This is a genomic window from Macrococcoides caseolyticum, assembly GCF_002902665.1.
Taxonomy (GTDB): domain Bacteria; phylum Bacillota; class Bacilli; order Staphylococcales; family Staphylococcaceae; genus Macrococcoides; species Macrococcoides caseolyticum.
The window spans coordinates 1-18,916 of record NZ_PPRM01000036.1 but is presented as its reverse complement, the minus strand read 5'-3'; the positions used below and the strand labels follow the sequence as shown (position 1 = coordinate 18,916).

The 18,916-nt window shown below is 37.0% G+C and carries 20 protein-coding genes and 3 tRNA genes; 20 read left to right on the top strand and 3 right to left on the bottom strand.

Features of this window, described 5'->3' with window-relative positions; translation table 11 throughout:
• Positions 1–119: 119 nt before the first annotated feature.
• Both CD152_RS06400 and cls read right to left on the bottom strand, forming a co-directional pair.
• On the bottom strand, positions 120–758 hold the full coding sequence (locus CD152_RS06400; protein ID WP_101141646.1) for an HD domain-containing protein: 639 nt from the start codon (positions 756–758) through the stop codon (positions 120–122).
• A gap of 196 nt (positions 759–954) precedes the next feature.
• Entirely contained in the window at positions 955–2,433 is a 1,479-nt protein-coding gene (cls, locus tag CD152_RS06395; protein ID WP_101141644.1) for a cardiolipin synthase, read from the bottom strand.
• Positions 2,434–2,619: 186 nt separating this feature from the next.
• On the opposite strand from cls, the gene CD152_RS12130 reads away from it, so the two are divergent.
• Positions 2,620–2,754, top strand: a complete 135-nt coding sequence (locus CD152_RS12130) for an Lmo0850 family protein (RefSeq protein ID WP_165980593.1) — start codon at positions 2,620–2,622, stop codon at positions 2,752–2,754.
• A 46-nt stretch (positions 2,755–2,800) separates the two neighbouring features.
• Here CD152_RS12130 and CD152_RS06390 read toward each other — a convergent pair whose 3' ends face one another.
• Entirely contained in the window at positions 2,801–4,003 is a 1,203-nt protein-coding gene (locus CD152_RS06390; protein ID WP_101039901.1) for an FtsW/RodA/SpoVE family cell cycle protein, read from the bottom strand.
• Between the two features lie 170 nt (positions 4,004–4,173).
• Between CD152_RS06390 and CD152_RS06385 the strand changes: the two genes are divergently transcribed.
• The 19 genes from CD152_RS06385 (at position 4,174) to CD152_RS06295 (ending at position 18,806) form a co-directional block, all read left to right on the top strand.
• Complete coding sequence (locus tag CD152_RS06385) at positions 4,174–5,244, top strand: D-alanine--D-alanine ligase (RefSeq protein WP_086039224.1); 1,071 nt, start codon at positions 4,174–4,176, stop codon at positions 5,242–5,244.
• Between the two features lie 5 nt (positions 5,245–5,249).
• On the top strand, positions 5,250–6,587 hold the full coding sequence (locus CD152_RS06380) for a UDP-N-acetylmuramoyl-tripeptide--D-alanyl-D-alanine ligase (protein WP_165980831.1): 1,338 nt from the start codon (positions 5,250–5,252) through the stop codon (positions 6,585–6,587).
• Positions 6,588–6,821: 234 nt separating this feature from the next.
• Positions 6,822–8,318 carry a DEAD/DEAH box helicase gene (locus CD152_RS06375; RefSeq protein WP_101035465.1) on the top strand — a complete coding sequence of 499 codons (1,497 nt, stop codon included), beginning with the start codon at positions 6,822–6,824 and terminating at the stop codon, positions 8,316–8,318.
• Positions 8,319–8,433: 115 nt separating this feature from the next.
• Positions 8,434–8,910: a PH domain-containing protein gene (locus tag CD152_RS06370; RefSeq protein ID WP_101141640.1), complete on the top strand. Its 477-nt coding sequence runs from the start codon at positions 8,434–8,436 to the stop codon at positions 8,908–8,910.
• Positions 8,900–10,411: a PH domain-containing protein gene (locus tag CD152_RS06365; RefSeq protein WP_101141638.1), complete on the top strand. Its 1,512-nt coding sequence runs from the start codon at positions 8,900–8,902 to the stop codon at positions 10,409–10,411. The genes CD152_RS06370 and CD152_RS06365 overlap by 11 nt, the downstream gene beginning before the upstream one ends.
• The gene (locus tag CD152_RS06360) at positions 10,395–10,925 is read left to right on the top strand and encodes a PH domain-containing protein (protein WP_169926169.1); all 531 of its coding nucleotides are present in this window, start codon (positions 10,395–10,397) and stop codon (positions 10,923–10,925) included. The genes CD152_RS06365 and CD152_RS06360 overlap by 17 nt, the downstream gene beginning before the upstream one ends.
• Complete coding sequence (gene acpS / locus CD152_RS06355) at positions 10,867–11,223, top strand: holo-ACP synthase (protein ID WP_101141634.1); 357 nt, start codon at positions 10,867–10,869, stop codon at positions 11,221–11,223. The genes CD152_RS06360 and acpS overlap by 59 nt, the downstream gene beginning before the upstream one ends.
• A 25-nt stretch (positions 11,224–11,248) precedes the next feature.
• Entirely contained in the window at positions 11,249–12,391 is a 1,143-nt protein-coding gene (gene alr, locus CD152_RS06350) for an alanine racemase (RefSeq protein WP_101141633.1), read from the top strand.
• Positions 12,392–12,451: 60 nt separating this feature from the next.
• On the top strand, positions 12,452–12,592 hold the full coding sequence (locus tag CD152_RS06345) for an antitoxin MazE (RefSeq protein ID WP_099482357.1): 141 nt from the start codon (positions 12,452–12,454) through the stop codon (positions 12,590–12,592).
• Entirely contained in the window at positions 12,593–12,943 is a 351-nt protein-coding gene (locus CD152_RS06340) for a type II toxin-antitoxin system PemK/MazF family toxin (RefSeq protein WP_101141631.1), read from the top strand.
• A 57-nt stretch (positions 12,944–13,000) separates the two neighbouring features.
• Positions 13,001–13,999, top strand: coding sequence for a PP2C family protein-serine/threonine phosphatase (locus tag CD152_RS06335; protein ID WP_165983013.1), 999 nt, complete (start codon positions 13,001–13,003; stop codon positions 13,997–13,999).
• A gap of 80 nt (positions 14,000–14,079) precedes the next feature.
• Entirely contained in the window at positions 14,080–14,403 is a 324-nt protein-coding gene (locus CD152_RS06330; RefSeq protein ID WP_101141627.1) for an anti-sigma factor antagonist, read from the top strand.
• Between the two features lie 4 nt (positions 14,404–14,407).
• Positions 14,408–14,851: an anti-sigma B factor RsbW gene (rsbW, locus tag CD152_RS06325; protein WP_101141625.1), complete on the top strand. Its 444-nt coding sequence runs from the start codon at positions 14,408–14,410 to the stop codon at positions 14,849–14,851.
• Between the two features lie 4 nt (positions 14,852–14,855).
• Complete coding sequence (gene sigB, locus CD152_RS06320) at positions 14,856–15,623, top strand: RNA polymerase sigma factor SigB (RefSeq protein WP_101141623.1); 768 nt, start codon at positions 14,856–14,858, stop codon at positions 15,621–15,623.
• Between the two features lie 76 nt (positions 15,624–15,699).
• Positions 15,700–17,835 carry a Tex family protein gene (locus CD152_RS06315; RefSeq protein ID WP_101141621.1) on the top strand — a complete coding sequence of 712 codons (2,136 nt, stop codon included), beginning with the start codon at positions 15,700–15,702 and terminating at the stop codon, positions 17,833–17,835.
• On the top strand, positions 17,825–18,265 hold the full coding sequence (locus CD152_RS06310; protein WP_101141619.1) for a SprT family protein: 441 nt from the start codon (positions 17,825–17,827) through the stop codon (positions 18,263–18,265). The genes CD152_RS06315 and CD152_RS06310 overlap by 11 nt, the downstream gene beginning before the upstream one ends.
• Positions 18,266–18,418: 153 nt before the next feature.
• Positions 18,419–18,490: transfer RNA gene (locus CD152_RS06305), tRNA-Glu, on the top strand.
• Between the two features lie 136 nt (positions 18,491–18,626).
• Positions 18,627–18,709 (top strand) — tRNA-Leu (locus CD152_RS06300).
• A gap of 23 nt (positions 18,710–18,732) precedes the next feature.
• Positions 18,733–18,806, top strand: a tRNA-Gly gene (locus tag CD152_RS06295).
• The last annotated feature ends 110 nt before the right edge of the window (positions 18,807–18,916 follow it).

Below are 18,916 nucleotides of genomic sequence, written 5' to 3'. Positions count from 1 at the left end.
GAAAATTAAAAAGCAAGACTCCTGTAGAATACAGAAATCTTGCTTTAATGAAAGTAGCTTAATAAAAAGTTCAACTTTTTGGGTTCACTACATGATAATCAGTATTGTCCGGTATTTCTTTATAATTTCTTTCCGTACCATTCCTGTAAAAATGTATCGATAAACTGCTGCATGTAATCATTACGTGACTGTGCAATCTGCCTTCCAGTTTCAGTATTCATAAGATGGATAAGCTTAAAAAGTTTTTCATAAAAATGATTGATGGCAGTACCAGGTGTTCTATAGTTGCTTAAATCTTCACGTGGCTGAATCTCTGGATCATACATTGCTTCTCCGAATTTACCTGCAAACATAAATGTACGTGCAATACCGATTGCACCGAGTGCATCAATACGGTCAGCATCCTGCACGACAAATCCTTCAAGTGACTTCAGTTTACCTTCATTGGCGCCTCCTTTAAAACTCATATAGCACAATATATGATTAATTTGTGCTTTCTGTGTATCACTTAATCCGGTTGTTGTATAAAAGTGATCAAGTCTTTCCCAGGCAGATTGTTCATTGAACAGTTTCTCATCAACAGTATCATGTAAAAGTGCAGCCATTTCTACGATAAATAGATCTGCACCTTCATGTTCTCCGATATATAATGCGAGCTTTCTTACGCGATCAATATGTGCGAAATCATGGCCTGATGAATCATGTTTGTGTATATCTTTCGCAAAGTCTTCGGTAATTTTAATTATATCGTCCTTCATATTGTGAAAATCCTTTCTTTTTATATAAGCAGGTGGAGCAATGGAAAATAAATATCATTTGAACTTATGAGACAGCAGACACATACTGTTTCAATTGATCTTGTTGTACATAGCTTAATCCTTGCAAACATTGCTCTAGATTTTATGTATACGCCAGTTTAGATTTATATAATAGAGGTAGAGCTCGAACTGACCCCTATAATATTGGAGAAAGCAGTCGCGCAATGGCTTCTTTCACACGAATAAGGAGGACACGCTGATCATAAATTTCCTTAGTAAGCTGCGAAGAGACGTGCACATCGTCTTCAAATGATCTTCGTAATTTTTTTGCTACGATATCATCGTATATAAAGGCATTCACTTCAAAATTTAATTCAAAGCTTCTAAAATCCATATTGGCAGTTCCGACGCTTGCAACTTCGTCATCGATGAGAAGCATCTTTGTGTGAATGAAGCCATTCTCATAAATGAAGATATTACAACCGACATCGAGAAGTTCACCGACGTTTGAATATGTAGCCCAATATACAAACGGATGGTCAGGTTTATTCGGAATCATGATATTAACTTCTACACCAGTCATTGCGGCAATTTTTAATGCATCTAGTAATGATGTATCAGGGATGAAATAAGGAGACTGGATGTATATAGATTTTTTTGCGGAAGTGATCATTTTAAGATATCCGTTTTTTATATGTTGAGCAGAGGAATCTGGTCCACTTGATACAATCTGAATGCCGATATCACCTTTGCTTGTTACATCTGGAAAGTACTTCTTGTCATAAGACATGAAGTCACGCGTAATCTGTGAATTCCAGTCCATCATAAAACGGAGCTGTAGGGCATTTACTGCATCGCCTTCTACTCTGAGATGCGTATCGCGCCAGTAACCAAATTTCTTATCCAGACCCAGGTATTCATCACCTACATTAAAACCGCCGATATAGCCAATTTTACCGTCGATTACGACAATCTTGCGGTGATTTCGATTATTCATTCTAAAGTTGATAAGCGGTAATTTAGAAGGAAAGAAGGATTCTACTTGTCCACCTAGTTTTTTGAACTGCTTGAATCTAGAGAGAGACAAAGTTCTTGAACCGATATCATCATAGAGCATCTTCACTTCTACACCTTCTTCAAGTTTCTTCATCAGTGCATTGAGGATCTCTAGACCGATACCATCCTTTTTGAAGATATAGTACTGGATATGAATATGATCTGTTGCGTTATGAATGTCATTTAATAAAGCGTCAAATTTCTTTCTGCCATCCGTTAAAATCTCCACCTTATTATCGGTAGTCAGAAAAGAGGCATAGTTGTGCAGCAACATTCTGATGATATGGCTATGTTTAATAATTTCTCTAGAGCGCACTTCTATATTACCATTGTCTATCGCTTTACGTTGAGCACTGACAATACGTTCTAGGTCTAACCGGTCCTCATCATTTAAAGTGAATATAGTCTGATGATTGATTTGACGACCGAACAATAGATAAAGTATGAATCCGACGATAGGTAAGAAAAATAGTACGAGTAGCCATGCCCACGTAGAGCCTGCTTGTCTTCGTTCAAAAAAGATGATGACGAAAGCTAAAAAGATGTTAAAGATAAATCCTACAAAAAATAAAATTGAGAAAATTTGTGAGTAATCAATTTGTGATAACTGCTCCAACATAACCCCTCCTAATTAAATCTATTATACATGAATAGATAGAAGCATGGTATGTAGAGTACCGATGTAATATTTAACAAATAATTCATAAAGTTATCGATAAATTAACATAAATAAGACTATAGGCCTATGGTCAGCGGTAATGATTTCGGTTACACTAGTATTAACAAATGGATTGGAGTGATTTTTATGAAGCAATCGCAAGAAAAGATTAAAAGTGTTGTCACTCTGCTTTCGTCACTAGGTGTTAATATCTCAAAGACTAAGTCACGTCTTGAGGTAATGCGTACATTACCAAATGTTGCGCCTGCAAAGTTGAAATAGTACATAACAGAATAAAAACAAGCGTTCAGAATTGAACGCTTGTTTTTTATTTTGACTTTAACTTCTTCAGTTGTTCGGGATTAGAGTGGTAATAAATAGCTAATGTAACGCCGATACCACACATAAGTGCCCATAAAGAACTTCCCCCATAGCTGATAAATGGTAATGGGATTCCTGTTATCGGTACAACTTGTATCGTCATGCCCACGTTTTGGAATACGTGAAAGGCAATCATACTGATAAATCCAACAAGGAATATTGATGAAAATGGTGAGACTGTAATTTGAGCTAGGCGTACGAGATGTGTAAACAATGCTAAAAACAATATTAAAACTATAATCGAACCGATGAACCCAAACTCTTCTCCGATAATTGAGAAAATGAAGTCCGTATGGTTTTCGGGGATATACACTTCTCCGCCTTTATAACCTTTACCAAACAATCCACCAGAACCTATCGCTTTCAAGGATTCCATTAAGTGAAATCCTTCCCCATCACTATACTGGTCAGGATTTAACCATGAGTTGATTCGGCCGAGCTGATACGTCTGTATACCAAGTACTTTCTCGATAAGCGATGGTTTATAGATAATCATCATAATGATAGAGACACCGAGCAATGAAACCGTAATAAGAAAAGGTGCAAGTATTTTCCATGTCACACCAGAAACAATGATGATACCGAGTATGATAGCAAGCAATACAAGCGTTGTTCCGAGATCATTCTGCAATAATATAAGTATCATTGGAATCATTGCGGTTAATCCTATTTTAAGAAGTAATATGAGGTCCGTCTGAAATGATTTGTAATATGTAAATCGATTATGATCATATACTACTTTGCTTAATGTCAGCATAAGGATGATTTTCATAAATTCAGAAGGCTGTAAGCTGAGCTTATCAAAAAATACATACCAGCTTTTTGCACCATTGATCACAGGGGTAAATGAAGATTCTGGTAAAATCAGCAGTCCTAATAAAGCGATATTTCCTAGTAAATAAATAAAGAAAGTCCACTTCTTTATTGTTTTTGGATGTATAAACATGATTGAGAGTGCGAGGGCAAATCCTAATGAATAATAAAAGATCTGTCTGACTGCAAAGTTTGTCCCATACTGCTGACCTGTCATAGCAGAAGAGATAATTACCAGACTAACTGTAAAGAAACCCAGTATTAATATAATAAGCCACCAATCAATTCTTTCAATCCACGAACGTTTTGGTTTATTGCGAGTCTTATTTGTTGGCATGCGATTACTCCTTACCATAAATAATTATAAATTTTATTATACATAAATCATCTGAAAGTATATATAGATAAGTTACCCGAGTTTAAGGTAATTTTGTGTCACATGAAATAATGTGCATGTATCATTATATCATGATAATATTATGTTATTAACAGTTTGGAGGAATACATATGGCGAAAGAACATATTTGCATCATCTATGGAGGAAAAAGTGCGGAGCATGATGTCTCATTATTAACTGCACAATCTGTGATTAATGCGATGGATAAGGACAAATATGCAATAGATACAATATATATTACAAATGATGGTGAATGGTTAAAAGGACCGGAAATCTCAGAGACAATAGAGGATAGTGAGCGTTTAAGGTTATCTCATGTAGAGCGTTTGTCAATTTCAGAGATGTTGAATGTTTCATCAGCAGGAAAAGCATATGACGCAGTCTTTCCTTTATTGCATGGACCAAACGGTGAAGATGGAACAATTCAAGGATTATTTGAAGTACTGGATATCCCTTATGTTGGTAATGGTGTTCTCGCTGCTTCAACTTCTATGGATAAACTTGTGATGAAACAACTGTTTGCAACACGAGGACTACCGCAGTTACCGTATGTGAGTTTCTTAAAGAGTGAGTATGAGGCACATAAAGATAATATCATTTCATTAGTAGAAGGAAAGTTAACTTATCCTGTATTCGTAAAACCTGCAAATCTAGGCTCTTCGGTCGGGATATCTAAATGTACAGATAGCGAAACATTGATTCATGGGATCGAAGAAGCGTTGCAATTTGATAGAAAACTAGTAATTGAACAAGGTGTTAACGCACGCGAAGTGGAAGTTGCGGTTCTAGGGAATGATACACCAGAAACAACATTACCTGGAGAAGTTGTCAAAGATGTAGACTTCTATGATTATAAGTCGAAATATAAAGACGGCAAGGTAAGACTTCAGATTCCGGCTGATATCTCAGAAGAAATACAATCAGCATTAAGAGATATGGCGGTTGAAGCATTTAAAGCGACAGATTGCTCAGGACTGGTACGTGCAGATTTCTTCCTTACTGAAGATGATAAGATTTATATAAATGAAACGAATGCGATGCCAGGATTCACGAAGTTCAGCATGTACCCGCTGCTTTGGGAAAACATGGGTAAGAGCTATAGTGAATTAATCACTGATTTAATCAATCTTGCGAAAGAAAGATATAAAGACAAGAAAAATATTAAATATAAAATGGACTGATGATTATGATAAATCGATCGTTAAATTGGATAAAAAAGCATACTACAGGTGCGTTAGATGCGATGTATGAAGAAGTAATGATCTCTGGAGTATCTATAGATTCTAGAAATATTCACGAAGGTGTACTGTTTATTCCTTTTAAAGGAGAACATGTAGATGGTCATAAATATGTGGCGGATGCTATCGACAAAGGTGCCTATGCCGCATTATGGCAGCGCGATGCAGGAGAAGTGCCAAGAGACCTTCCGGTAATTGTGGTGGAAGATACACTAACTGCACTTCAGCAATTATCTAAAGCTTACTTAAAGGAAGTTGATCCTAAAGTTATTGCAGTAACAGGTAGTAATGGTAAGACGACGACTAAGGATATGATTGAAGCGGTCTTATCACCTCATTTCAAAGTGAAGAAGACACAAGGCAATTACAATAATGAGATTGGATTACCATTGACGCTGTGCCAGCTGGATGAAGATACAGAGATTTCAATTTTGGAAATGGGCATGTCTGGCTTTGGAGAAATTTCATTGCTATCTCATATTGCAGAGCCACATATTGCCGCAATAACTAATATCGGCGAAAGTCATATGAGGGATCTTGGTTCAAGAGAGGGCATTGCCAAGGCAAAGTATGAAATAACGGATGGATTGACTGGTCCATTATTCTATGATGGTGATGAAGCACTCTTAAAACCATTAGTAAAAGATAATAAAGATGCACACCGTATAGGGTTTAATGAAGATAATGAATATTATATCCATGAAATGATAATGCAAGATCATCATTTACAATTTAAAGTAAATGATGATACATATATTGTTCCGACTTTAGGAAGTCATAATGCACGTAATGCAACAATAGCCATTGCAATCGGCAGTTATCTAGGATTGTCACCAGAACAAATCAATCATAGTTTACAGCAGCTGGAGCTTACAGGAATGCGCATGGAACAACTTGAAGGTAAAGACGGTGCTTTACTTATCAACGATGCTTATAATGCGAGCCCAACGAGTATGAAAGCAGCAATTGATACAGTATCACAGATGGATAGTGAAGTGAAGATCATCGTGTTCGGTGATGTACTCGAGCTTGGAGAAGATGAAGTCATGTATCATGAACAGGTCGGTGCATATTTACAAGGTAAACAAATTGACTATGTGTTTACGACAGGGAATGCTGCACGTCATATTTCAAAAGCGGCAGAGCCCTTTACGACAGTTCGGCACTTCGATACGAAAGAGGCACTTACAAATCACCTAAAAGGTATGCTCAATGCGCACACCAGTGTATTATTTAAAGCGAGTAGAGGAATGAAACTCGAAACAATAATTAATGAATTATTATAACGAAAAAATAAATTCATAAACAAATTAATGAGTTAATAAAGTGAGTGGTTGTAATGAATTACAGCCACTTTATTGTGAATAATATGTGACAGAGTATGATTAAAATATTTGTAATAATTTTCATATGATGCTAGTATAGAGAAGTTGAATAAGTAGGGTGGTGAAAAATTACCCGATATTAGAACATTGCGTAACATACGCAGTAATTTAAGGAAGACAAAAGGAGAAATCATATTGCAAAAATTTAGAGACCTAGGTATCAGCGAACCTACCATAAATGCGCTGGAGAAGTTGGGATTTACAGAACCTACACCGATTCAAATGGATAGTATCCCACATACGATGGCTGGCCGTGACGTATTAGGCCAAGCGCAAACTGGTACTGGTAAAACTGGTGCATTCGGTATACCTTTAATTGAAAAGGTTAAGGGCCGTGAAGGGATCCAAAGTTTAATCCTGGCTCCAACACGTGAGTTAGCTGTACAGGTTGCAGAGCAGTTGAAGGCTTTCAGTCGTGGACAAGGAATCCAAGTTACAACTGTATTCGGTGGTATGCCGATTGACCGTCAGATTAGAGAACTTAAGAAGAAACCTCAAATTGTTGTAGGTACACCAGGTCGTGTAATCGACCATTTAAATCGTCGCACTTTAAAGACTGAAGATATCAATACTTTAATCTTAGACGAAGCTGATGAAATGATGAACATGGGATTCATCGATGATATGCGTTTTATCATGGATAAATTACCGAAAGAAAATCGTCAGACGATGCTTTTCTCAGCAACAATGCCTAAAGCAATTCAAGAACTTGTTCAAAAGTTCATGAAAAACCCAGTTATCGTAAAAACGATGACAAACAATGATTCAGATCCTTCAATAGAAGAGTTCTACACAATCGTTAAAGAATTAGAGAAATTTGATACATTTACAAACTTCTTAGATGTACACCGACCAGAACTTGCAATCGTATTTGGGCGTACAAAGCGTCGTGTAGACGAATTGACAAGTGCATTAATTTCTAAAGGTTACCGTGCTGAAGGATTACACGGCGATATTACTCAGGCGAAACGTCTTGAAGTATTAAAGAAATTTAAAAATGACCAAATTGATATTCTTGTTGCAACAGACGTAGCGGCACGTGGATTAGATATCTCAGGTGTAACGCATGTTTACAACTTTGATATTCCGCAGGATGTTGAAAGTTATACACACCGTATCGGACGTACAGGCCGTGCGGGCAAACATGGTATGGCGATTTCATTCGTTAATCCAGTTGAGATGGATTATATTCGTCAAATCGAAAAAGCTAAAAACCGTCAAATGCAGGCATTACGTCCACCAACACCAGGTGAGGTTATGAAAGCGCGTGAACAAGATGTTAAATCTAAAGTAAAAGCTTGGGTTGAAGCAGATACTGAAGCGCGTATCGAATCAATCGCGAAAGAATTAATCGAAGAATACGGTGATGTAAAATTAGTAGCATCATTGTTACAAGAGTTAATTCAATCAAATAACGATGTTGATGTTCAATTAACATTCGAAAAACCACTTGGACGTAAAGGTGGCGGCAAATCATTCCGTGGTGGTCGCTCAGGTAACCGTTCAGGTGGAGGAAACCGTAACCGTAAAGATGGTAAGGATAACCGTCGTAAAGCGTTCGATCGTGGAAATAAAGCACCTAAAGCGAAAAAAACGTTTAAAGGCAGAACTTTCGCAGATCATAAAAAATAAAGCTGTCTTGAGAGCGTTAAGCTACAAGTCAAGCCAGGACAGATGTCCTGGCTTTTTTTTTTGTTTGTAGGTCTTTCTATATCTTTGGTATAATTTTGAAGAATGGAGGTTGCTCATGTACGAGAGTGATTTAAATAATTTTCAACCACAAGCTGCTGTTAAATATTTATATGTGAAAGCCGTTATTTCGTTAACTATATTTGCTGTTATTTCCGTGGGAATATATTTTTTGATACATAAATACTTAACGATTAAATATGATTTTTTAATTTTTATATTATTGATGTATCCGTTATACAAGCTGTTTATTGGTGTCAGACTACGTCAGAAATATACAAAGTATCAACTGAATGGAGTAACCCTTGAAGTATCCAGTGGGGCATATTTTACAAAACGCATGGTGTTACCTGTGGATATTATGCAGTCTGTTTGTATTAAACGTGGCTGGTTAATGCAGAAATATCGATTAGCGCAAGTTACGGTGTATACTCGTGGAGATAGTAATGTGATGCCTTTAATGTATGCTGAGGATGCAGAGTTTATTGCGTCACAAATTATAGAGAGAATAAAGGAGATTCATTATGAACAGTAAACATACCCTCCATTATTCAACATACTTATCAAACGCATTAAAGGCGATAAAGGAGAATTTATTTCTAATCGGCATCGGTTTGTTCTGGATTATTCGTGATGGCTTTACGCTAGATGCAATTCAGAATAATATGTTTGCCGTATTTATGCTGATTATTACATTGATTAATATCGTACTTCGTATCATTGAAGCGCGTATAACGAAATACTGGATTGAAGATGATAAATTATTGCTGGAAACAGGCATCATCAGTAAGAAGATTAAAGAGATCTATATTGGAAAGATACAGACGATTGATACGAATGCAGGTCTTGCCAATCAAATTCTTGGTGGGGTTATTATGCAGGTGCGTACAGCAGGTGATGGTATTGAACTAAACAGTATTTCTAAAAATGAGGCTGAGCGTCTGAGTAATTTTTTAACCGAGCGTAAACGTCAATTGAGAAGCGATGTGGTAGATGGTGATGGGTCTGTTGTATCAGATTCAGCTGCAGTTGACAATCAATTGAATGTGGATGATCGATTTGAAGTGATATATCGATTGGGGTTTAAGGACTTGCTCTTTATGAGTGTGACAAGTAGCGGTATGTTTACGGTCATTGCAATTATACTCGGTCTGTATTCACAAATTGATGAAATTATTCCGCTGGATGGTTTCTTAAATCCTGTTAAAATGTTAGTTGGTGAAGGTTATGGATATGTTATAGGTTTTTCTATTGTATTACTAATGATAAGTTACATTATCGGTATATTTGTGACCGCTATTAAGTACCACCGATACACTGTGCGTTACGATGGTGAAGTGATCAACGTAAACTATGGATTGTTTGAACGTATCGATAAATATATCGTTTTGAAGAATATTCAAAGTGTCAAAGAAACGCAAAGTTATTTCAGAAGGTTGTTTAATAAGACAAAGTTTACTGTGGTTACTACAAGTGAGATGAAGGATGAAGAAGAGATCGGTAATGATGAAATAGAGTTATTACCATTCATTTCATATGATAAAGGGTATGAGATTGTCCATCGACTACTGCCTTATAACTTTAATGCGGTAAATCATGTGATTCCAAAGCGTAGTATACGCAGGTACTTTCAAGTTCCCTGGTTGTTAATTATTATTGTCGTGAGTGTGATTCAGTATTATTGGTTTGATTATGCCTGGATTATTGGTTTAGTACTTCTTGTATTAACATTTATCACCGCGATCATTAAATACAAAAATTCAGGTTATGCGATTATAGATGACGAACTTTCGATCAGTAATGGTGGTTTACTATCAATGACTACAACATATATCAAAGAGCGTAATATTATAAGTTTAAGTGTCAAGAGTACACCGTTTATGAATAAAGCAGATTTACGCAATATTGAAGTTGATGTGGCTGCAGGGATGCTAGGGAGTACGACCGCCCTTAATTTTATAGAACGAGATGATGCGGCACATATATATGAATGGTTTATGGCGAAGGAGCGTACTGAATATGAAACAGATGCATAAAAGTAGTATAAAGGTCATGCAGGTCATGCGCATGGGTGCGTTCATTCAAGTAATGATATTTACGTTTATCATTGCAATATTTTACTGCGTTACGTGGTACTTTGCGCTGCCAATTTCAAAGGTTGTATTCATCATATTGGCAGCGCTGCTGTTACTCGACATCTTATGGTATATAGTGTTAAAGCCAATCTTAATTTATGACTCAAACTACTATGACGTTGGGGATGATGAGATTGTGTTATTAACAGGGATCTGGAATAAGGAGGAATTGATTGTACCATACGTTAAGATTCAAAATGTTGAAACTGAGCAAGGACCAGTAATGAAAAGGTATCATTTAAAATCATTGACTGTGCATACAGCTGAGAACGGTCTTTCGATACAGCTTATTCATGAAGATGAAGCATCTATACTTAAAACATTGATCAATCAAAAAATGAGAGAAGTGGAGAACGATGATAAAGGGGATAGGGACAGATATATTAGAAATCAGCAGGATGAGTCAATATATTGATAATGACAAGTTTTTAACGCGTATATTACATCCTGATGAACGCGAACGATTTGATACGTTCCAATCTGAAAAAAGAAAAGCTGAGTATCTAGCTGGCCGTTTCTGTGTGAAAGAAGCGTATGCTAAAGCACTTGGAACAGGAATTGGCAAACTTTCTTTTCATGATATATGTTGCTTAAATGATGCGGCAGGAAAACCATATATAAAAGGTAATACGAATGCGCATGTCAGTATTGCACATACAGATACAATTGCCACAGCCTATGTTATTGTGACAAATGGAAATGTGATACTATAGATGTATTATAAATAGAGGTGAGCATATGAGTGATAGGTATTATCGTCCGACATTTGTAAACGTCAATCTAGACGCAATCCGCAGTAATTTTAAGGATATAGAAAAGCTGCATCCAAATAAGACAGTAATTGCGGTAATTAAAGCGAATGGTTATGGATTAGGTTCAGTTAATATTGCAAAGTATTTGATGGCATCAGGAACTGAGTTTTTTGCAGTTGCTACACTTGATGAAGCGATAGAACTCCGAATGCATGGTATTAAAGCAAAGATTTTAGTGCTTGGCGTAGTAGACCCCAAACATATCAGGCAGGCTTCCAGACATCGATTAGCTCTTACTGCACCAGATGCAAAGTGGGTTGAAGATGCAAGTCGTTATATAGAGGCGGAAGATAAGCCGGTCTGGCTGCATATAAAAGTGGACAGTGGAATGGGGAGAATTGGTGTGCAGACAAAGCAGGCATATGATGCGGCTGTCAATAAAGTGGCTGCAGTTGAGCAATTTATCTTCGAAGGTGTGTTTACACATTTTAGTTCTGCAGATGAGGATAATACGCTTACGGAATGTGCGTATGATAAGTTCCTCGGCATTATTAGTGACAATAAGCCACAATATATCCATTGTCAGAACAGCGCAGCAACATTGCGCTATGACTGTTCAGAATGTAATGCTGTAAGATTAGGTATTAGTCTTTATGGTTATTATCCGTCCGAATTTATTAGAGCTGTCAGTAACGTGAAGCTACAACCAGCAGTGCAGCTGGTCTCTACTGCTTGTTTCATTAAAAATATCAAGTCGGGTGATACGGTAAGCTATGGTGCTACTTACACTGCGCAAAGCAACCAAGTTGTTGCAACGTTCCCGATTGGGTATGCTGATGGTCTGCCTCGTGCGATGCAAGGTTATAATATAAATTTAGAAGGTACTGAAGTTCCGATTATCGGTCGCGTATGTATGGATCAGATGATGGCACGCGTACCAGATGATACACCATTAGGTGCACAATGTATCATAATTGATGATAACGCTGATAGCAATCAGTCATTAGAGCGTGTTGCACAACAACTCGGGACAATTACTTATGAAGTGCTTACATCTTTAAGTCGCAGGCTACCGAAACGTTACTATATCGCAGATGATGTAGAAGTATATAATGAACTTATGAAATAACTGTTGTCATTTAATCGCTTTTTGATAAAATGTAAGTAATCGGACGATGGAGGTAAAGATATGAGCCAGAAGCTAGAACAAATGCTGATAGAAGGTTATCAATCAATGGCAGAGATAAATTTATCGATAGCATCAGAACATTATGTATTAGAATGTGAAGTTACTGATAACTATCAGACATATACCTTTGATGGTGAATAGATGAAACGCGGAGATGTTTATTTAGCTGATCTGTCACCAGTGAAGGGGTCTGAACAAGGCGGTAAACGCCCCGTCGTTATTATTCAGAATAATATTGGGAATAAACATAGTCCTACAGTGATTGTAGCAGCAATTACTGCAAAGATTAATAAGGCGAAAATCCCCACCCATGTTGAAATTGGCAAGACAACGCATCGCTTAGAAAAGGATTCGGTAATACTGCTGGAACAAATTAGAACCATTGATAAGAATAGGTTGATTGATCATTTAACTGTGCTTGATAAGGCGAAGATGAAAGAAGTGGATACTGCACTTATAATTAGTTTGGGTTTATCAATCGATAGTGAATAGACTTTAGGAAATACCTAAAGTCTTTTTTTGTGAAAGGGAGGGAATGGGATGCGTCAAATTGAAAAGATAGTTTCAAGATATATTGATATATTGGAGACATATATTACGACACGTGATGAAAAAGATCTAGAACCATTACAAGCATTGAGCTTTGAGGCAATCGAACTCGATATCTCTCCAGAAGAAATTGTGATGCTGCATAAAGATTTAATTAATGAGAAATCATATAGTGCAATCGAACAACAATATGGTATGGATGTTCTTACAGAAATGATTATAGGGTTCGGATTTACGTATCGAGATTATAAGGCGCTCGTTAAAGTGATGGAAGCACACGACAAAGAGATGGATGTAGCGGCAAGTCTTCAATCAACAATGTTGAAGACCCAGATACCGCATCTGAATAAGATTGAAATTGGTGCAATCAGTGTCCCGGCTCACCGAGTTAACGGGGACTATTTTAATTTAATCGACCATAAAGATGGGACGATGAGTTTCGCAGTAGCTGATGTTATCGGTAAAGGGATTCCTGCTGCACTTGCCATGAGTATGATTAAATTTGGAATGGATTCGTATGGTCATTCCCAGTTGCCAAGTGATGGCTTAAAGCGACTGAATCGCGTAGTCGAGAAGAATATAAACCAGAACATGTTTGTGACGATGTTTTATGGATTGTACGAAGAAGTGAATAATAAATTTTATTATGCATCTGCAGGTCATGAGCCGGGTCATATATATCGAAGTAAGACTGATAGTTTTGAAGAGTTGTCTGCACGAGGTCTTGTACTTGGCATACATCCTTCTACACGCTATGACCAAGAAGAAATCGATATCGAAATTGGAGATATGGTCATTGTATTCACGGATGGTGTTTCTGAAATACGTAAGTTAGATGGAGGGTTTATTAATACGAGTGAATTATTAAGTCTAATTGGTAAGTATAAGGACTTGCATCCACAAGATATCGTGCAAATTGTATATGAGGAGCTTCTGAAGATTGGAGATCCTAAGAAAAAAGATGATTTAACGATATTAATCATAAAAAGAATAAAATAACGGTTTATAATTTTTAGTTTTGGGTATTTCTAACAGAGAATATACAAAAAATAATATCTCATAAAGTAGGGAGAAAAGCTATGAATTTAAAGATAGATACAACAGAGCACGACGCTTATTATGAAATTAATGTAGCGGGTGAACTGGATGTTGCGACTGTACCAGAATTGCAAGAAGTTTTAATTCCAATCAGACAGCAAGGGACACATGATATTCATCTACGTATTGATGAAGTAACTTATATGGATAGTACAGGACTAGGTTTATTTGTTGGAACGTTGAAAGAACTTAATAAAAATAATAAAGAGTTATATGTATTAGGTGTGAACAAACGTATAGAAAGATTATTTGACATCACTGGTTTAAAAGATTTAATGCATGTAAATCAACCGGTGGAGGGGTAATTTTATGGAAAGATATGATTATGTTGAAATGAGATTTCCTGCAACTGCAGAATACGTAGGGCTTGTCCGTCTGACATTATCAGGGATATTAAACCGTGCGGGTGCAAACTATGACGAGATAGAAGATACAAAGATTGCAGTAAGTGAAGCGGTAACAAATGCTGTTAAACATGCTTATAAAGATGATGTTCAAGGAGATGTGCTCGTTGGTTATGTTATCTTTGATGATAAAGTAGAGGTTATTGTATCTGATTCAGGTACAAGCTTTGATTATGAACGTACGAAATCAGAACTTGGACCATATGAAGAAAATGAGAATATTGACTTTATACGCGAAGGTGGCCTCGGCTTGTTTTTAATCGAGTCATTAATGGACGAGGTAAACGTAAAGAAAGACAGTGGTGTCACAATTAGTATGACGAAGTATATAACGGAGGAGCAGGTGTAGCCTGATGGGTAGTGAGAATTATAATGATGTAACACCAGAGGAGATTAATGCATGGATTAAGTTATATCAAGATACCCAGGATGAATTTGCACAGAAAGAACTTGTACTGCACTATCAAAAACTAGTTGAGTCGTTAGCATATCGGTACTCTAAAGGACAAAGTCATCACGAAGACCTTGTACAAGTAGGTATGGTAGGATTACTTGGTGCAATAAATAGGTTTGATGTTACCTTTGAGAGAAAGTTTGAAGCTTTTTTAGTACCTACAGTAATCGGAGAGATTAAACGCTATTTACGAGATAAGACATGGAGTGTTCATGTTCCGCGTCGCATCAAAGAAATTGGACCGAGGATTAAACGTGCTACAGATGAATTAACGAATGAACTTGGACGGTCGCCTAAGATTATCGAAATCGCGCAGCGCATAGAAGCAACTGAAGAAGAAGTACTTGAAGCGATGGAGATGGGCCAAAGTTATAATGCGTTAAGTGTGGACCATTCAATTGAAGCGGATAAGGATGGCTCAACAGTTACATTGCTTGATGTAATGGGTAATACTGAAGAAGGTTACGACTTGACCGAGAAACGTATGATTCTTGAGAAAGTGTTACCAATTCTTTCAGATAGAGAAAGAGAAATCATCCAATGTACATTTCTTGATGGCCTGAGTCAAAAAGAAACGGGTGAGAAGATAGGCTTAAGTCAAATGCATGTCTCACGTCTACAGCGTACCGCTATTAAGAAATTAAGAGATGCGGTACAAAATAGTTAATATATAACAAGCTGGAACGCACTGTTTCACCTTGTTTTTTATGTTAAAATTAACATATGATTTCAAGGAGGAAGCTATGGAACAACATGTTATTAATTTAATTCTAGAGAAATTACCATACAAGAAAGAGCAGATTACTTCTGTATTGAAGTTACTGGAAGAGAAAAATACTGTACCGTTTATTGCGAGATATCGTAAAGAAGTAACAGGTGGACTAGATGAAGTGGAAATAAAAGACATTGAAACAGAATACCGCTATATGGAAAACTTGCAGAAGCGAAAAGAAGATGTTGTGCGTTCGATTGAAGAGCAAGGGATGCTTACAGATGAATTAAAGAAAGAGATAATGGAACAGACGAAACTGCAGCGTGTGGAAGATCTATACCGCCCGTTTAAACAGAAGAAAAAGACACGTGCCACAGAAGCGAAGCGTAAAGGATTAGAACCTTTAGCGAAATTAATGCTTAATTATGAAGAGGTTGATAAAAAAGCTAAAGATTTTATTACAGAAGAAGTCGCTACTGTTGAAGAAGCGATGAATGGTGCGATTGATATTATTGCAGAGATGATTTCTGATGAACCGAAATACCGTGCATTTATTTTAGGTTATGTTGAAAAAAACGGTGAAATTACAACTTCAAAGAAGAAAAAGGCAGAGGATGAAAAAGGCGTATTCGAAATGTATTACGAATATAGTGAACGTATCAATAAAATTGTGCCGCATAGAATACTTGCCATAAATCGCGGTGAAAAAGAGGATGTACTTAAAGTAGATATCTCGGTTGATGAAACGGCGATTGTTCGCTACTTAAGAAAACAGATGATGGAGCGAGAAAGTATATACATAGCCCGTGCAATTGAAGAAAGTTTAAAGCGATTAATCCTACCTTCTATTTATCGAGAAGTTCGAAATGAATTAACGGAGAAAGCTGAATCACAAGCGATTGAAATCTTTTCGGTAAATTTAGAGAATTTATTATTGCAGGCACCATTAAAAGGTAAGATGATTCTTGGGTTAGATCCAGCATATCGTACGGGGTGTAAGCTAGCGGTTATTAATCCGTTTGGTACATTTGTTGAGAAGAGCGTAGTATATCCGCACCCTCCAGTTAGCGAGAAAGGAAAAGCGAAGAAAATCGTATTGAATTTAATAAAAAAGCATAATGTTGAGCTGATTGCAATCGGTAACGGCACGGCAAGCAGAGAGTCAGAGCAATTTATCGCTGAAATTATTAAAGAAAATAAATTAGAGACGAAATATATCATCGTAAACGAAGCAGGTGCATCTGTATACTCTGCAAGTGATCTCGCACGAGCTGAATTTCCGGACTTACAGGTAGAAGAACGAAGTGCAGTATCCATTGGTCGTCGTGTACAAGATCCGTTATCTGAACTTGTAAAGATTGATCCAAAGTCAATTGGGGTGGGTCAATACCAGCATGATGTGAATCAGAAATCGTTAAATGAAGCACTGACATTCGTGGTAGAAACTGCGGTGAATAAAGTTGGAGTTAATGTGAATACAGCATCGGCACCATTATTACAGTATGTATCAGGTTTATCTAAAAGCGTAGCAGAAAACATCATCACCTATAGAATTGAGAACGGACCAATAAAACATCATAAAGAAATTGCGAAGATTCCAAGACTCGGCAAGAAGACGTTTGAACAAAGTATAGGTTTTATGCGTATACCTGATGGAGAGGAACCACTTGATAACACAGGAATACATCCCGAAAGCTACAAGGTGACATACGAATTACTAAAAAAACTTTCTTTAACTGCAGAGGATCTAGGAAGTGATAAATTAAAAGAAAGTATCAATAAAATAGATGTGCACAGTACAGCAGATGAACTTGGTGTCGGTGCACCGACACTCGAAGATATAATTACAGCGTTGATGGCGCCAGGAAGAGATCCACGTGAAGACTTTGAGACGCCATTACTTAAATCTGATGTGCTTTCTATAGAAGATTTAAGAAAAGGGATGAAATTATCAGGTACGGTCCGTAACGTTGTTGATTTTGGAGCGTTTGTTGACATTGGTGTGAAGCAGGACGGCCTTGTACATATTTCTAAGCTCTCTGACCGTTTCGTAAAGCATCCGACAGATGTAGTATCCGTTGGTGATATTGTTGAAGTATGGATAGAAGATATTATGCATGATAAAGGTAAGGTTGCACTTACAATGATTAACGCTGATGGAAAATAAAGCACTGCAATCACTTGTACAGCGTATTTCTCTTGAATACTTTAATAAACCATTTCTACATCAAGCAGTATTTAATAACAGACTACGCACGACAGGCGGGCGCTATATGCTTCAAAACCATAACATAGAAATTAGTATGAAGCAGTTTGAAGCGTATGGTGAGGAAGCCATCATTGACATTATTAAACATGAGCTTGTGCATTATCATCTTCATATAGAGGAAAAAGGTTACAAGCATCGTGATAGAGACTTTAAACAGTTAGCACAACAAGTGGGGGCACCTCGTTTTTGCAATCCTTTGCCGGATGTACATTTTAAATACCTTTATACATGTAAAAGCTGTAATAATGAATTCCCCAGAAAGAGGCGTATGTCGATCCATAAATATCGCTGCAAGTGTGGTGGACAGTTGAAAGAAATATTAAATTGAAAGCAAGAATGGTCTAAATTTGGGTGGATATTACTCAAAATTAGACCTTTTTCTATCTTAGGAGAGGTAAGATTTACACTTTGAAATTTTATTATAAAATAGTGTTGACTTTATTATTAAAACATTATAAGATTAATATCGTTGTTGAAACACGGCCCCTTGGTCAAGCGGTTAAGACACCGCCCTTTCACGGCGGTAACACGGGTTCGAATCCCGTAGGGGTCACTTTTAATAATTAACACTCTTAATAACAAATTAATAAAGTTAAAAAAACTTTTAAAAAGTTGTTGACTTATTAATGAATACGAGATATAATAAATCTTGTCGTTAAAAGAGAAAAGCAAGCGAAACATGCCAACGCGCGATCGTGGCGGAACGGCAGACGCGCTAGGTTGAGGGCCTAGTAGGAGTATTCCTGTGGAGGTTCAAATCCTCTCGGTCGCACTTACTTTTAACTAATTATATATGCGGGTGTAGTTTAGTGGTAAAACCTCAGCCTTCCAAGCTGATGTTGTCGGTTCGATTCCGATCACCCGCTCCATTTACTTTTATGAATGAGAAATGAACATTGAAAACTGAATGACAATATGTCAACGTTAATTCCAATAATTTGAGTGATTAAGTTCACTCCCAAGAGTGATTGCCTCAAGC

Excerpts from the sequence above, each read along its gene's own strand:
- CD152_RS06400 (WP_101141646.1), bottom strand. The coding sequence starts at position 758 with ATGAAGGACGATATAATTAAAATTACCGAAGACTTTGCGAAAGATATA.
- cls (WP_101141644.1), bottom strand. The coding sequence starts at position 2,433 with ATGTTGGAGCAGTTATCACAAATTGATTACTCACAAATTTTCTCAATT.
- CD152_RS12130 (WP_165980593.1), top strand. The coding sequence starts at position 2,620 with ATGAAGCAATCGCAAGAAAAGATTAAAAGTGTTGTCACTCTGCTTTCG.
- CD152_RS06390 (WP_101039901.1), bottom strand. The coding sequence starts at position 4,003 with ATGCCAACAAATAAGACTCGCAATAAACCAAAACGTTCGTGGATTGAA.
- CD152_RS06385 (WP_086039224.1), top strand. The coding sequence starts at position 4,174 with ATGGCGAAAGAACATATTTGCATCATCTATGGAGGAAAAAGTGCGGAG.
- CD152_RS06380 (WP_165980831.1), top strand. The coding sequence starts at position 5,250 with ATGATAAATCGATCGTTAAATTGGATAAAAAAGCATACTACAGGTGCG.
- CD152_RS06370 (WP_101141640.1), top strand. The coding sequence starts at position 8,434 with ATGTACGAGAGTGATTTAAATAATTTTCAACCACAAGCTGCTGTTAAA.
- CD152_RS06365 (WP_101141638.1), top strand. The coding sequence starts at position 8,900 with ATGAACAGTAAACATACCCTCCATTATTCAACATACTTATCAAACGCA.
- CD152_RS06360 (WP_169926169.1), top strand. The coding sequence starts at position 10,395 with ATGAAACAGATGCATAAAAGTAGTATAAAGGTCATGCAGGTCATGCGC.
- acpS (WP_101141634.1), top strand. The coding sequence starts at position 10,867 with ATGATAAAGGGGATAGGGACAGATATATTAGAAATCAGCAGGATGAGT.
- alr (WP_101141633.1), top strand. The coding sequence starts at position 11,249 with ATGAGTGATAGGTATTATCGTCCGACATTTGTAAACGTCAATCTAGAC.
- CD152_RS06345 (WP_099482357.1), top strand. The coding sequence starts at position 12,452 with ATGAGCCAGAAGCTAGAACAAATGCTGATAGAAGGTTATCAATCAATG.
- CD152_RS06340 (WP_101141631.1), top strand. The coding sequence starts at position 12,593 with ATGAAACGCGGAGATGTTTATTTAGCTGATCTGTCACCAGTGAAGGGG.
- CD152_RS06330 (WP_101141627.1), top strand. The coding sequence starts at position 14,080 with ATGAATTTAAAGATAGATACAACAGAGCACGACGCTTATTATGAAATT.
- rsbW (WP_101141625.1), top strand. The coding sequence starts at position 14,408 with ATGGAAAGATATGATTATGTTGAAATGAGATTTCCTGCAACTGCAGAA.
- sigB (WP_101141623.1), top strand. The coding sequence starts at position 14,856 with ATGGGTAGTGAGAATTATAATGATGTAACACCAGAGGAGATTAATGCA.
- CD152_RS06315 (WP_101141621.1), top strand. The coding sequence starts at position 15,700 with ATGGAACAACATGTTATTAATTTAATTCTAGAGAAATTACCATACAAG.
- CD152_RS06310 (WP_101141619.1), top strand. The coding sequence starts at position 17,825 with ATGGAAAATAAAGCACTGCAATCACTTGTACAGCGTATTTCTCTTGAA.